Source organism: Exiguobacterium sp. SH4S7 (assembly GCF_004336795.1).
GTDB lineage: Bacteria > Bacillota > Bacilli > Exiguobacteriales > Exiguobacteriaceae > Exiguobacterium > Exiguobacterium aurantiacum_A.
In genome coordinates this window covers 718,009-732,434 of the sequence record NZ_SJUT01000001.1, presented here as the reverse complement: position 1 = coordinate 732,434, position 14,426 = coordinate 718,009, and the positions used below count along the sequence as shown (strand labels likewise).

The following is a 14,426-nucleotide window of genomic DNA, read 5'->3' as shown; positions in this document are numbered from 1 at the left end:
ACTCCAGCTCGTCACTTTCTAGTGGCGAGCTTTTTCCATGGAAAAAGGACACCCCTACGGGTGTCCTTTGCAAATTATGACATCAGACGTTGTCCTGATTGTAACTCGTACATTTTTTTGTACAATCCATCATGCTTCAATAAGGCCTGATGATTGCCCCGTTCGACGATCTCGCCGCGATGTAAGACAAGAATCAAGTCGGCATCCTGTATCGTCGACAAGCGGTGGGCGATCGCGATCGTCGTTCGTCCACGACGCATCCGGTCGAGGGCGAACTGTACCCGCTCCTCCGTCTCCGTGTCGATCGAGCTCGTCGCCTCGTCCAAGATCAGGATTTTCGGATCACGGGCGACCGTTCGGGCGAAGGCGAGCAACTGCCGTTCCCCGCTCGAGAACGTCGCTCCCCGTTCGCCGACTGTGTGACCATACCCCGTCTCGAGTTTTTCGATGAACGTATTGGCTTGGACAAACTCCGCCGACTGGCGTACTTTATCGGAATCAACTGTCGGGTTGAACAATTTTAAATTATCTTCAATCGTGCCACTGAACAGGAACGGGTCTTGTAAGACGAGACCGATCTTATCGCGAAGTTCCACTTCCTCGAACTGTTCGAGCGGGTGTCCGTCGATGGTGATCCGTCCCCCTTCATACGGATAAAACCGAGTGAGCAAGTTGATGATCGAGCTTTTCCCGCTCCCCGTGTGACCGACGAGCGCGACCGTCTCACCCGGCTTGGCGACGAATGAGATGTTCTTCAAAACATCGACTTCCCCGTCATAACTGAACGTGACATCGTCAAACCGCACTTCTCCTGCCCCGATTGCTGCCTCGCCAGAGAGACTTTTTCCTGGCGCCGGTTCATCGGTGTCGAGCACTTTGAAGACGCGGTCTGCCGAGACGACCGCTTGTTGGAACTCACTCAGCCGTTGCATGATATCGAGCACGGGGCGGAAAATGCGCTCGATGTAACTGATGAACGCATAGACGACCCCGACTTGAACTTGTTCCGTCATCGACAGGAAGCCATAGTAGCCGAGCAAACCGATGATCGAGAACGCAAGCAACAGCTCGATGATCGGGCGGAGCAACATACTATCGAGCTTCAAGTTTTTGAAGCGTGCTTCTTGATGCGCCTCGTTCGTCGCTTCGAATTGACGGACGAGACGCTCTTCTTGACGGAATTGTTGAACGATACCCATACCGTTGATCGACTCGCTCAACTGCGCGTTCAGTTGCGATAACAAATCACGGACTTGGGCAAAGTATTTAGTCGAGTACCGGCGATACGCCCAAATGATGAGCCAAAACAACGGGAGGAGGACGAGCCCGATCGTGGCAAGCGTCGGCTCTAAAATGTACAGGAAGATGTACGTCCCGAGCAATTGAACGCCCGACTGGACGAACGTGCTCATCACGCCGACGTACAACTCTTTCACCGCTTCCGTGTCGTTCGTGATCCGGGAGACGAGCACACCCGCCGGCGTCCGGTCGAAATAGGCGAGACGCAGCCCCATCACATGGCGGAAGATGTCCATTCGAATATTTTGGACGATTTTAAGGGCGATCTTCTGAAACGCAATCGATTGTAAATAGTCGAAGATGACGGCTGAGATGTGTAACACCATATAGACGACGAGCAGCGTGACGACCCAATTCGTCGGATAGACGCCCGGTGTCACGAACTCATCGATGAACACTTTGATTAAAAACGGTCCGGCAAGCTTCGCTCCCGTCGCAAGAAGCAAAAAGACGAAGGCGAGGCTGAGCGGCCGGCCGTATCGTTTCGTATAGGCCAATAACCGCTTGATGACCGCCCATTCTTGAATATCATGCTTCATGGTGGCCCCCTCCTTCCACGATCGCCTCAAGTTGTTGGCGGTCGTACGTTTCTTTGTACCAGCCCGGTTCTCGGATGAGATCGTTGTGTCGGCCTCGCTGAATGACTTGGCCATCAGCGAGTACGAGAATCTCATCGGCATGCTCCACTGCCGACAGACGGTGGGCGACGATCAATCGAGATTGCTCCGGATTGCCGACACGGAAATGTTCGATGATGGCTTCTTCCGTCTTCGCATCGACGGCGGACAACGCGTCATCAAGGATTAATAGATCGGCCTCGATCATAAGCGCCCGGGCAATCGAGATACGTTGCTTCTGTCCCCCCGAGAGCGTTACGCCGCGTTCCCCGACGAGCGTGGCATACCCTTCCGGCAACCGTAAGATGTCGTCATGCACTTCGGCGATTTTGGCAGCCTCCATGATCTCATCCATTTTTGCTTCCGGTTTTCCGAAGGCGATATTGCTCGCAATCGAATCCGAGAACAGGAAGTGGTCTTGCGGGACGAGGGCGACTTTATCTAGTAGAAGTGATTTTTTGACTTGACGAACATTGACGCCGCCGATTTTGATTTTACCGTCGGTCACGTCATATTCACGGGTCAACAATCGAACGATCGTCGTCTTACCAGAACCGGTCCGACCGACAATCCCGAGTGTCTTGCCACGCTCGATCCGGAACGTGACATCACGCAGCACGGTCGTATCGTCATAACGGAACGAACCGATATCCGCCTCGAGCTCGGAATGATCCAGTTTCGTCGAAGCCATCGGATCGTCTTGGATCTCCGGCTTGATGGCGAGCATGCGCTCGATCCGGTCGTACGAAGCCCGACCACGTTCGACGATATTGAACAACCAACCGAAGGCGAGCATCGGCCAAGTGAGCAGACTAAGATAAGCGGTAAAACTGACGATTTGACCGATCGTGAGCTCGCCTTGTTCAATCAAGTAGGCCCCGTAGCCGATCGACAATATGTAAGATAATCCGACGATCCCGAAGATTGTCGGGTCGTACAAGGCGTCAATTTTAGCGACACGGACGTTTTTTGCCATGACTTCATCTGACAACTTCTCGAACGATTCGACGTCGTGGTCGACTTCCCCGGTCGATTTCAAGACGCGAACCCCACTCACACTCTCCTGAACCTTGTCATTCAATTCGGAAAATGCCGCTTGGGCGACACCGAACCGGCTATGGAGCATCTTTCCATATCGTGTCGTCAAAATGACCATGATCGGCAGCGGCAGTAAAGCGACGACCGTCAGCTTCCAGCTGATCGTCGTCACCATCGTGATGATGACGAACGTACCCATCGTCACACTGTCGACGAGCGTCAAAATACCCGCCCCCGCCGTCGTCGAGACAGCCTGGACATCGTTCGTCGCGTGCGCCATCAAATCGCCGACACGCGACTTTTTATAAAACCGTTGATCCAAATCCGTGAAGTGACGATACAGTTGGCTCCGGAGCAGGCGTCCGAGCCGGATCGAGGCCCCGAAAATGAAATAGCGCCAAAAAAAGCGCGCCACATAGTTTCCGATCCCGACAGCCGCAAGGCCTCCTAACAGCATCCACAGCAAGTCCGCTTCGAGCGAACCTTGGTTCATCCCATCGATGACTCGACCGATGATGCGCGGCGGTATGAGCTCGAGTGCGGCGACAAACATGAGCAAGACGATACCGACTGCATACGTCCGCCATTCGAGCCTGAAGAACCAAGCTAATTGTTTAAATACACGAATCTGAAACGCCCCCTATATCTTGAAATAAGACTATTCATTTATGGTAGCGAAAGTTTGTTCGATTGTCGAACAAAAGATGAATAAAAAAGCACTTCGCGGGTGCGAAGTGCTTCGGTGACTCATTATGATTTTTTTTCGTTCTTCGCTTGAACGTTCATGGCACGCATCACTTGGTTGACTTTTTTCTGTGACGGCTTTTGACCCATCTGCATCATTAACGTACGAATCATGTCTTCGTTGATTGGTGGGTTCTGTTCAAGGTAGTTCATCATGTATTTACGAGCGATGAAGAACCCGATCGCGATACCCCCGATAAGTGCTGCCACGACAAGAAGAATCCAAATAAATGTACTCAAGGTTTTACCTCCTCTACCATATGAAACATCGTTTTTTACTATACACTATATTGCGCTAATTCGCTAGTCGTCAGAAAAAAAAGTGATGACCTAGACATCGTCTAGGCCATCACACGTTTTTAATGATAATTATAGTGATTTGACAGCGTCGACGACGTTCTCGACCGACATGCCGTATTCTTTCATGAGGAGGTCTCCAGGAGCCGAGGCACCGAACTTGTCGATTCCAAGCACTTTACCGCCGAATCCGACGTATTTGTACCATCCGAGCGTCGAACCTGCTTCAAGCGAGACGCGTTTCGTGATCGACGAAGGAAGAACTGATTCCTTGTACTCTGCCGATTGGGCTTCGAACAGTTCCCATGACGGCATTGAGACGACAGCAGCGTTCACGCCTTCAGCAGCGAGTTGCTCGCGTGCTTCGACGAGGACATGGACTTCTGAGCCTGTACCGAGAAGAAGGACGTCCGCTTCGCTAGACTTACCTGCGACGACGTAGGCACCTTTCGCCGCGTCTTCGACAGATGTTCCTACGAGTTCTGGCAACGCTTGACGTGTCAAGACGAGAAGTGACGGAGCTGACGTCGTCGTGATCGCTTGTTTCCAAGCGGCGATCGTCTCTTTACCGTCTGCCGGACGGAGAACTGACAAGTTCGGCATCGCCCGGAAGCTCATCAAGTGCTCGACCGGTTCGTGCGTCGGACCGTCTTCACCGACTGCGATCGAGTCATGCGTCAAAACGAATGTCGACGGAATTCCCATGAGTGCAGCGAGACGGACCGCTGGACGGAGGTAATCCGAGAAGACGAAGAACGTTGCGCCGTAAGGAAGTACGCCACCGTGAAGTGCCATCCCGTTGACAGCTGCCGCCATTGCGAATTCACGGACACCGAACCAGATGTTACGGCCAGCCGGATCTTCGTCGAAGTCAGCCGCTCCTTTAATCATCGTGTTGTTCGAGCCGGCGAGGTCAGCCGATCCACCGAACAATGTCGGTACCGCTTTCGCAATCGCGTTCAAGACTTCTCCGCTCGTTTGGCGCGTCGCTTTTTTCGAACCGACTTCAAACGTTGGCAACTCGCTATCCCAACCTTCAGGAAGTTCGTTGTTCATCGCACGTTCGAACTGAGCACCGAGTTCAGGATGAGCCGATTTGTAGGCTGCGACGAGCTCGTTCCAATCCGACTCAGCTTTAGCGCCAGGCTCAACGACTTTATCGTTGAACAAGTCGTACACTTCGTTCGGGACGTAGAAGTTCTCGCCTTCCCATTTATAGAACTGTTTCGTGAGCTCGATTTCTGCTTCTCCAAGTGGAGCGCCGTGTGATGCCGATTTACCTGATTTATTCGGTGAACCGAAACCAATGACCGTCTTCACTTCAATCATCGTCGGTTTAGACGTCTCAGCTTTCGCCTCGTCGATCGCTTTGGCGATCGTATCGATGTCCGTTCCATCCTCGACGCGAATGACTTGCCATCCGTAAGCGTTGAATCGATCTTCTACGCTTTCCGAGAACGACTTATGGAGATCCCCGTCAAGCGAGATGTCGTTTGAATCATACAAGACGACGAGTTTACCGAGTTTCAAGTGACCGGCGAGTGAGGCAGCCTCAGCCGACACACCTTCCATCAAGTCACCGTCTCCACAAATTCCGAACGTATAGTGGTCAACCACGTTGAACTCGTCGCGGTTGTATGTTGCTTCCAAATGCTTCTCAGCCATTGCCATACCTACAGCCATCGCAATCCCTTGACCGAGTGGTCCCGTCGTCGCGTCTACACCAGCCGTGTGACGATACTCAGGGTGTCCTGGCGTCTTCGAGTCTTTTTGACGGAACGACTTGAGGTCGTCGAGTGAAAGGTCGTAACCAGACAAGTGAAGCAGCGAGTACAACAGCATCGAACCGTGTCCCGCTGAAAGGACGAACCGATCGCGGTTGAACCAGTTCGGGTTTTTCGGGTTGTGACGCATTTTGTCTGTCCAAAGCGTGAACGCCATCGGGGCCGCACCCATCGGCATACCTGGGTGACCTGAGTTCGCTTGTTGGACAGCATCAATCGAGAGCGTCCGAATCGAGTTAATCGCTAATAATTCTTTAGTAGTTGTTTCCACTAATTTCATCCTCTCTGTTGTTAAGAAAGTTTCTACCCGTCATATTTTAGCACACTCAATCGTGTGTCACAACTAATTAAATAGTATGTCACATTGATTGGAATCGTTTACTTCCATACGTCTGTTTTCGAGGGAATGGTCGAACCTTATCGAGCTTCGTGTATAACAAACATGCACATCCTATACGAAATAGGATGTGCATTCGAGTTCATTCAGAACGGTGTCGGTTCTGTTCGTCTTTTAGTTTTTCTGGTGTCACGTCGTTGCCTTCCGGATCGACGACTTTCATGCCCATCATCTGGGATTTGAACGATTGACGGAACGCTTTTAAATATTGTTGACGCAACGCTTGTTGCTCGTCCATCTCTTGTTGTGACAAGCCGTCTGTCTTTGCCTTGTTGGCGAGGAAGTTAATCCGCTCCAATTGTTCGGGTGCTAACATGAGGTTCGCCCCCTCTCTACTGAATTTGTAGTTCTACTGTACAAAATCAGGGCGCAGGAATCAAGTTTCTGGCACTGCCACATGTTCCAAATAGCGACGGTTCACAGTCGCTTTCGAGACTTCGTAGCCGAATCCGCGGAGCGTGGCCGCGATCTCAGCGAAGGTGAGCCCCCGCTCCCGAAGTTGGACGATCTCCTCGATCGGCACTTCGATCCGGCTCCTCCCACCTTGGTCATGGTGCTGAATGTTGCGTTGCGGGTTGAAGCCGTTCGCGACCGCCCGGCGCATACCGCGCGATATCTTGGCGTTATGAATCTTCCGTTGATACTCCTCGACGACGCTGACAATCTCAAGCACCATCTTCTCGGCGTCAGAGACGACGTATTCGTCGGACGACTGCATCGTCAACAGCCGGACGTTATGCTTCATGAGCGTATGCAAGATGGCGATTTTTGCATTCCCTCGGCCGAGGCGACTGTCATCGCTCACGAGCACGGCATCGAGCTTTGACGCCGACACATGCTCTAACAGATCGAGCAGACCCGTCCGATTGACCTCGAAACCGCTCTCTTGTTCGGTGATCACATCGATCACTTCCGCATCGAGACGTTTGGCCATCTGTAACAATTCCGCTTCTTGCCTCGTGAGCGAGGTTTCCTGAGTTGACTTGTTCGTCGATACGCGACAATAAATGACGACTCGCATCTCGTCACTCCCTTTCTTTCCAGTCATCCTTTTACGATACACAGGATGAGCGGGTGTTCGCAATCCAAATCGATCATTCAGCGGCGAACCACGTCGTTTTCCGTTCTTCTTTTTCCGCACGTTCCGCTAACAGCTGGGCTTCGAGCGTTTCCGCTTCGTTGAACGCAACTTCTTGTTCGATACTTCTTTCGACCGTCATCACTGTCGGCTCGACAACTTCGCCTTGGCGAAACTCGCCGACTAAGTAAAAGGCGAACATCCCGAGCACTACCATTCCGACCAATATGAATCCGTTGATTGTATCTTTCATTTGAACCGCCTCCAAATATGAGAATATGCGTTCTTAGGAACGTCTGTTCGTTTATCTGTTCTCATCATAAAACAAGAACTTCTGTTCGGTCAAGAAAAAACGAACGAATGTTTGTACGCTCATATGTTCTTGTGTTAAAATAAATCCATAAAGAATAGGATGCGTTCGCAGGTTATTCGACATAAACGAGGTGAAATCCATTGAAAAAAATGTCAGCAAGACAGCAACAGATTCTTGATTTTATAAAAGCTGAAGTTCGGACGAAAGGTTATCCGCCGTCAGTCCGAGAAATTGGTGAAGCCGTCGGTCTCGCATCGAGCTCGACCGTGCACGGTCACTTGGACCGTCTTGAAAAACGTGGATTGATTCGGCGCGATAAGACAAAACCGCGTGCGCTCGAAGTGTTGAGCGAGGACGCCCCGTCAATCGAGGAGCGTGAGACGGTCATGTACGTCCCGGTCATCGGGAAAGTTACGGCCGGAACACCGATCACGGCGATCGAGAACGTGGAAGAACACTTCCCGCTCCCGGCCCATATCGTCGGTTCGGATAACGTGTATATGCTCTCCGTCTCTGGCGATTCGATGATCAACGCCGGAATCCTCGACGGAGACCGTGTACTCGTGAGACAACAGAACACGGCAGACAATGGAGAGATTGTCGTCGCGATGACGGACGAGGGTGAGGCGACCGTCAAACGGATCTACAAAGAGGCGTCGAAAGTCCGACTCCAGCCGGAGAACGATGAACTTGAGGCGATGTATTTCGATAACGTATCCATTTTAGGGAAGGTCATCGGTGTATACCGGACGATCCATTAATGGCTAGCGGCAAGACACATACGCGTACGAACCTCGTGGCAATCGGTGCTTTAGCGATTGCCACGCCTTTTATTGATGTCGATATCCCGACTACCCTTTTCCTCGGTGCGCTTATCGGGACGTTCTGGCTCTCCCCGGACCTCGATTTAAAATCGGATGCATACTATCGGTGGGGACCGCTGCGTGGCTTTTGGCTCCCTTACGTGAAGCTGATGCCGCACCGGTCTCCGCTGTCGCACTTGCCGGTGTTGAGCGATCTCATTCGTGTCATCTACCTTGGCTTCCCGCTCGCGCTCATCCTTACGTTCACTCCGTATGAAGCGGTTGTGAAGACGTGGCTCGACTTGAACGGCATCCCGTTCTTCCTCGGTCTCGTGTTCGCGACGACACTCCATACGGCGCTCGACTACGCGTCCACGTTTTTCAAGCGTGCGTTCTAATCCCAAAACAAGCGACCACTCAATTTCGAGTGGTCGCTTGTTTTGACTAAAAAAACGCCCGATCCAAGAAACTGGATCGAGCGTTTTTTCAAGTTCATTCGACTTAGTAGAGCGTCATGTACTGATCGCGTTCCCACTCTGTTACTTGCGTGCGGAACATGTCCCACTCGATCTCTTTCAACTCGAGGAAGTGTTCGCCGATGTGGTCACCGAGCGAATCCATGACGATTTTGTCGGCGCGGAGTACTTCGAGCGCGTCGAAGAGTGTCGCCGGAAGATCGTCGATCCCGTTCGCAACACGCTCTGGCTTGTCCATCACGTAGATGTTGCTGTCGATCGGTTTCGGTGCTTTCAAATCTTTCTCGATGCCGTCAAGACCAGAAGCCAAGAGGGCCGAGAGCGCGAGGTACGGGTTCGCCGCCGGGTCGACCGAACGTACTTCGATACGTGTCGAGAGGCCGCGGGCAGCCGGTACACGAACGAGCGGTGAACGGTTACGAGCGCTCCATGCGACGTAGCATGGTGCTTCGTATCCAGGCACGAGACGCTTGTACGAGTTGACCGTTGGGTTACAGATCGCCGTGAACGCACGTGCGTGCTCAAGGATACCAGCTGTGAAGGCGCGTGCCGTATCCGAGAGCTCCATGTCACCGTTCGGGTCGTAGAACACGTTCGTGTCGCCTTTAAAGAGTGACATGTTCGCATGCATCCCTGAACCGTTGACACCGAAGAGTGGTTTCGGCATGAACGTCGCGTGAAGGCCATACTTCGCCGCGATCGTCTTGACGACGAGTTTGAACGTTTGGATGTTGTCGGCAGTCGTTACCGCATCCGCGTATTTGAAGTCGATTTCATGCTGTCCTGGTGCGACTTCGTGGTGTGACGCTTCGATCTCGAAGCCCATGTTTTCGAGCTCGATAACGATTTCTTTACGGCAGTTCTCGCCTGAATCGACCGGTGCCAAGTCGAAGTAACCGCCTTGGTCGTTCAATTCGAGTGTCGGCTGTCCGTTCAAGTCTTTCTTGAAGAGGAAGAATTCTGGCTCTGGTCCGACGTTGAACGCTGTGAAGCCGAGCTTTTGCATGTGCTCGAGGTTGCGTTTCAAAATGCCGCGCGGGTCACCGCTGAACGGTGTGCCGTCCGGATTATAAATATCACAAATTAAGCGAGCGACTTTACCGCTGCCGTCTGTCCATGGGAAGACAACCCACGTGTTAAGGTCTGGATAGAGGTACATGTCTGATTCCTCGATGCGTACGAACCCTTCGATTGAAGAGCCATCGAACATCATCTTGTTATCAAGTGCTTTGTCCAATTGGCTGATTGGCACCTCGACGTTTTTAATCGTACCGAGGATATCCGTGAATTGAAGACGAATAAAGCGTACGTCCTCTTCTTGTGCGATCCGTTTGATGTCTTCTTTTGTGAACGTTTTTCTGGCCATGGTAAAAGTCCCCTCTCACATTGTGTAATGGTTTGTGTACTGGCGTCATCGATAAAAACGTGACAACTCTCCTTGGATGAGCGACGTTTTATTGAAACGACCAGCTTCTTGAAGCTGCGTTTTCAATAATTGATGTAACTCTTTCTCGGAAATCTTTGGCGGTTCGCTTGGCGGGGCCGTAGAAGCAGATTGTTCTGTCTCTTTGGCACCGTCGTTGTCGAGCATATGGCGAATCGCCGCCAAGTTGAAGCCTTGGTCAATGAAATCTTTGATTGCGAGTAAACGTTCGACATCATTAAAGGAATAAAGTCGTCGTTTCGATTCCGTCCGACTAGGCGAAACCAGACCCTGTTCTTCGTAATATCGAATCTGCCTGCCTGTCAGTTGCGTCAGATCTTGGACGATCCCAATCGGAAACAACGGGTTGGAGCGACGAAATTGATCGGCCATCCCTTACCCCTCCTTTTCTGTCTCACAATGTGAGAATAATACATGACAACTTTCCTGTCAATAGATGTTAAGAAAGTTAACATGACATTTCGGTTACAACGTTTGAGTTGAATTTTCACGGTCAAATGTGACGAGCCCTTTCGTCCGCAATTGGCTCAAGGCGAGCATTAACGCGACTTTAACGTGCGCATAGGTCAAGCCGCCTTGGACGTATGCCGTGTACGGTGCCCGGAGCGGTCCGTCCGCTGATAGTTCGATCGACGAACCTTGGATGAACGTCCCGGCTGCCATGATGACGTCATCCTCATATCCTGGCATATAGGCCGGTACCGGCAGTGCGTGGGCGTTGACCGGGGACGCCATCTGAATGCTCTGACAGAACGCGATCATCTTGTCGCGGTCGCGGAACGTGACCGATTGAATCAAATCGGTCCGCCGTGACGTATAATGCGGATCGGTTTCAAAACCGAGCAGGCCGAGCAGGCTCGCCGTCAAATGGGCCCCTTTCAACGCTTGGGCGACCGTGTGCGGCGCCATATAAAAGCCTTGATACATCTCCTGCAGCGAATAGAGCGACGGACCGGCCTCGCTGCCGATGCCTGGCGTCGTCATCCGGAACGAGCATCGTTCGATCAATGCTTTCGTCCCGGCGATATAGCCACCCGTCTTCGCCAAGCCACCGCCCGGGTTTTTAATGAGCGAACCGGCCATGAGGTCGGCCCCGACATGTGTCGGCTCAATCGTCTCGACAAATTCGCCGTAGCAGTTGTCGACGAAGACGAACACGTGCGGGTGCGCTGCTTTGATCGCCGCGATCGCCTCGCCGATTTCTGTGACTGGGATGCTGCGTCGATTGGCGTACCCTTTCGAACGTTGGATGCCGACGAGCTTCGTCTCGGGGCGGATCCGTTCGATCGCAGCCGCGACATCGATTTGATCGTCTTTCAACTCGACCGTATCGTAGCCGACACCGAGTTCTTTCAATGAACCGCGGCCGTCGCCACGGATGCCGACGATCTCTTCGAGCGTATCGTACGGTTTACCCGTGATATACAAGAGTTCATCTCCCGGTAACAACACACCGAACAAGGCAATCCCGATCGCGTGTGTCCCCGAGATGATTTGCGGACGACAGAGGGCGAGTTCGGCCCCAAACACGTCCGCATAGATCGACTCGAGCGTGTCGCGCCCGATATCGTCATAGCCGTACCCGGTCGTCGGATTGAAATGAAAATCCGACACTTTATGCTTCTTGAACGATTCGAGGACACGGTATTGGTTGAACTCCGCCGTTTCCTCGATCGCTTCAAAATAAGGTTTCACCCGTTGTTCCGCTTGCTTGACGAACGGGGCCAATTCATCGTAATGCTCAATCTTTTCTTGCCACATCATTCACACCTCAAATGGTTTCAGCGTCGCATATAGACGCGTGTCTTCTCTCATATAACCGACAAGTTCGACCGAGCCGTCGTCAAGGAAGTTCTCCTCGAGCCGGTACATCGAATCTTTGGCCGGATGGTAATGTTCGAACGAGCTGACTGGCAAGACGACGTGCACTTTCGTCAACACGTCCGAAATCTTGTCCTCGATCGCGCCGATGAGCGTCTCGATATCGGCCGAGTCGAGCGCCGAGATGACGAGCGGTCCACCGACGAAGTCAGCCGTCAAGCGATCTTTCTTGTTGTACACTTCGAGCTGCGGCAACTCACTCGCGCCGAGATCAGACAAGACCGAATTGGTCGTATCGATCTGGTTCATGTAGTGCGGGTTTGACGCGTCGATGACATGAAGCACGAGATCGGCCCCGAGCACTTCTTCAAGCGTCGAGCGGAACGCGGCGACGAGTTTCGTTGGCAAGTCGCGGATGAACCCGACCGTGTCGGTGATCAGCACTTTCCCGCCGCGCGGCAGTTCGAGCTCACGCGTGAGCGGGTCGAGCGTCGCGAACAGTTCGTCCTGTTCGTATGTGTCGGCATCGGTCAGACGGTTGAAAATCGTCGACTTGCCGGCGTTCGTGTAACCGACGAGCGCGACTTGGAACACACGGTTCTCTTTCCGGCGCACACGGTAGCGGTCACGGTGCGCGACCGTGCCTTCAAGTTGCTTCTTGATCTCATCGATGCGGCGCTTGATGTGACGACGGTCACTTTCAAGTTTCGTCTCACCCGGTCCACGCGTCCCGATCCCGCCTCCGAGTCGTGACAACTGTGTGCCTTGCCCGATCAGGCGTGGGAGCAAGTAGTTCATCTGGGCGAGCTCGACTTGGAGCTTCCCTTCCTTCGACTGGGCCCGTCCGGCGAAGATGTCCAAGATAAGTTGCGTCCGGTCGATCAATTTCATCTCGTCCGGGTCGTTCAACGAGATCCGAATGTTTTTCGATTGGGCCGGTGACAGCTCAGCGTTGAAGATGACAATATCCGGCTCGAACTGTTCGATGAGTACGGCGAGCTCCTCGACTTTCCCTTTCCCGATAAACGTCCGGCGGTCGACTTGTTGCCGTTTCTGGTCGAGTCTTGCGACGACCTCACCTTTTGCTGTATCGACCAACTCGACGAGTTCACCCATCGATTGTTCATATGTCCAATCGTCGACGGTCGGTAGCTGACACCCGACGATAATCACTTTCTCTCGTTCCATATACATCCCTCATTCCTAATAAGTCTCATCCTCCATCTTACCACGAATCCATGAATGGAGAACGTCCGTTTGTGGTACGATATGAAGAGAAGGAGGGACGTCCCATGACGAAACGCAGAAAAGAGTACTCGCTCCCCGAGTATATCGAAACGTATTTATATCATCTCGGTGCGAGCGGCCGCCAGCCATCGACGCTGAAACGCTATCGCTACGACTTGATCGACGTGCACAAATACTTCAGCGACCATAACGTCGAACTCGTCACCCCCGAGGAATGGCTCGCCGTCCCGCTCGAGTCATGGAAGACGTTCATCAACGATTTTTTGATCGAAGAGAAACAGTACCAACAGGCGACGGTCGCCCGCATCGTCACCGTCATCAACAGCTTGACCCAGTTTTTGAACCCGCTCCGCAAAAAGATGCTCGCCTATTCGCAACCGGCGCACACGCTCACCATCGACCAGATCGCGTTACAGTCCGAGTTCGACAAGCTCGTCCGGACGATCCGGTCGCCGCGGGGATTGAGCGAGAACCAGCTTCAGGCCCATCCGTACCTCGTCAACCGCAACGCGCTCATCGTCACACTGTTCTACAAATACGGTTTGCGCGTCCATCATATCATCCGTCTGAAAATGAACGACCTACACTTGGCGAGCTACGAGTTCGATGTCTATGACCGGCTCGGTAACAAATTCACGCTGAAGCTGACGCCTGAGGACCAATCACTCCTCATGAACTATCTCGCTGACATCCCGACACCGGTGCGCCCGCGCTGGTACTCGGAAGATCCCGTCTTCGTCTCGTTCGACTTTGCCCGGATGACGTTCCGCTGGGTGTACGCCAAGAATCAGCCGAAACAGCTGACGATCGTCATGATCACGAAGATGATGCGCCAGTTGAACGAGCGCAGCGGCGTCACCCGCTCGGTCACCCCGTCGATGCTCCGGAACGCCCATGTCTTGAAGACGTATGCGACCGACATGACCTCTCTCGAGCGGATGAACGTGACGTGCATGCATAAAGAGTCGTCGCTCCGCCGTTATGAGCAGGCGTATGCCGAGTTCGGTGCCGAGCTGTTCGGTGAAAATGTGACGAACTAAAACCCGCCCTTTTCCGAGGACGGGTTT

At 52.8% G+C, this 14,426-nt stretch carries 14 protein-coding genes; 3 read left to right on the top strand and 11 right to left on the bottom strand.

What is annotated here, in order from left to right; genetic code table 11:
• Positions 1–74: 74 nt before the first annotated feature.
• The 7 genes from EVJ29_RS03675 to EVJ29_RS03645 all read right to left on the bottom strand — a co-directional run bounded on the left by EVJ29_RS03675 (position 75) and on the right by EVJ29_RS03645 (position 7,507).
• Positions 75–1,838 (bottom strand): ABC transporter ATP-binding protein, encoded by a 1,764-nt coding sequence (locus tag EVJ29_RS03675; RefSeq protein ID WP_131504723.1) that lies wholly within the window; start codon positions 1,836–1,838, stop codon positions 75–77.
• Positions 1,828–3,582 carry an ABC transporter transmembrane domain-containing protein gene (locus tag EVJ29_RS03670; protein WP_131504722.1) on the bottom strand — a complete coding sequence of 585 codons (1,755 nt, stop codon included), beginning with the start codon at positions 3,580–3,582 and terminating at the stop codon, positions 1,828–1,830. The genes EVJ29_RS03675 and EVJ29_RS03670 overlap by 11 nt, the downstream gene beginning before the upstream one ends.
• A gap of 122 nt (positions 3,583–3,704) precedes the next feature.
• Entirely contained in the window at positions 3,705–3,938 is a 234-nt protein-coding gene (locus tag EVJ29_RS03665; RefSeq protein WP_070327147.1) for a YneF family protein, read from the bottom strand.
• A gap of 129 nt (positions 3,939–4,067) precedes the next feature.
• Positions 4,068–6,059 carry a transketolase gene (gene tkt / locus EVJ29_RS03660; RefSeq protein WP_070327146.1) on the bottom strand — a complete coding sequence of 664 codons (1,992 nt, stop codon included), beginning with the start codon at positions 6,057–6,059 and terminating at the stop codon, positions 4,068–4,070.
• Positions 6,060–6,258: 199 nt separating this feature from the next.
• Positions 6,259–6,492 carry a DUF896 domain-containing protein gene (locus tag EVJ29_RS03655; RefSeq protein ID WP_070327145.1) on the bottom strand — a complete coding sequence of 78 codons (234 nt, stop codon included), beginning with the start codon at positions 6,490–6,492 and terminating at the stop codon, positions 6,259–6,261.
• Between the two features lie 60 nt (positions 6,493–6,552).
• Complete coding sequence (locus EVJ29_RS03650; protein ID WP_035386380.1) at positions 6,553–7,197, bottom strand: YneB family resolvase-like protein; 645 nt, start codon at positions 7,195–7,197, stop codon at positions 6,553–6,555.
• 73 nt (positions 7,198–7,270) lie between these two features.
• The gene (locus EVJ29_RS03645; protein ID WP_070327144.1) at positions 7,271–7,507 is read right to left on the bottom strand and encodes a hypothetical protein; all 237 of its coding nucleotides are present in this window, start codon (positions 7,505–7,507) and stop codon (positions 7,271–7,273) included.
• A gap of 200 nt (positions 7,508–7,707) precedes the next feature.
• Here EVJ29_RS03645 and lexA point away from each other — a divergent pair, with 200 nt between their 5' ends.
• On the top strand, positions 7,708–8,328 hold the full coding sequence (gene lexA, locus EVJ29_RS03640; RefSeq protein ID WP_070327143.1) for a transcriptional repressor LexA: 621 nt from the start codon (positions 7,708–7,710) through the stop codon (positions 8,326–8,328).
• Positions 8,328–8,768 (top strand): metal-binding protein, encoded by a 441-nt coding sequence (locus tag EVJ29_RS03635; protein WP_131463638.1) that lies wholly within the window; start codon positions 8,328–8,330, stop codon positions 8,766–8,768. The genes lexA and EVJ29_RS03635 overlap by 1 nt, the downstream gene beginning before the upstream one ends.
• 103 nt (positions 8,769–8,871) lie before the next feature.
• On the opposite strand, the gene glnA is transcribed toward EVJ29_RS03635, so the two are convergent.
• From glnA to hflX, 4 genes are all read right to left on the bottom strand, one after another.
• Positions 8,872–10,212 carry a type I glutamate--ammonia ligase gene (glnA, locus tag EVJ29_RS03630; protein ID WP_071397634.1) on the bottom strand — a complete coding sequence of 447 codons (1,341 nt, stop codon included), beginning with the start codon at positions 10,210–10,212 and terminating at the stop codon, positions 8,872–8,874.
• Positions 10,213–10,257: 45 nt separating this feature from the next.
• Positions 10,258–10,662, bottom strand: a complete 405-nt coding sequence (locus EVJ29_RS03625) for a MerR family transcriptional regulator (RefSeq protein ID WP_131463640.1) — start codon at positions 10,660–10,662, stop codon at positions 10,258–10,260.
• Between the two features lie 93 nt (positions 10,663–10,755).
• On the bottom strand, positions 10,756–12,051 hold the full coding sequence (locus tag EVJ29_RS03620; protein ID WP_131439743.1) for a methionine gamma-lyase family protein: 1,296 nt from the start codon (positions 12,049–12,051) through the stop codon (positions 10,756–10,758).
• Positions 12,052–12,054: 3 nt separating this feature from the next.
• Entirely contained in the window at positions 12,055–13,299 is a 1,245-nt protein-coding gene (hflX, locus tag EVJ29_RS03615; protein ID WP_070327140.1) for a GTPase HflX, read from the bottom strand.
• A gap of 104 nt (positions 13,300–13,403) precedes the next feature.
• Between hflX and EVJ29_RS03610 the strand changes: the two genes are divergently transcribed.
• Positions 13,404–14,399 (top strand): tyrosine-type recombinase/integrase, encoded by a 996-nt coding sequence (locus tag EVJ29_RS03610; RefSeq protein WP_070327139.1) that lies wholly within the window; start codon positions 13,404–13,406, stop codon positions 14,397–14,399.
• The last annotated feature ends 27 nt before the right edge of the window (positions 14,400–14,426 follow it).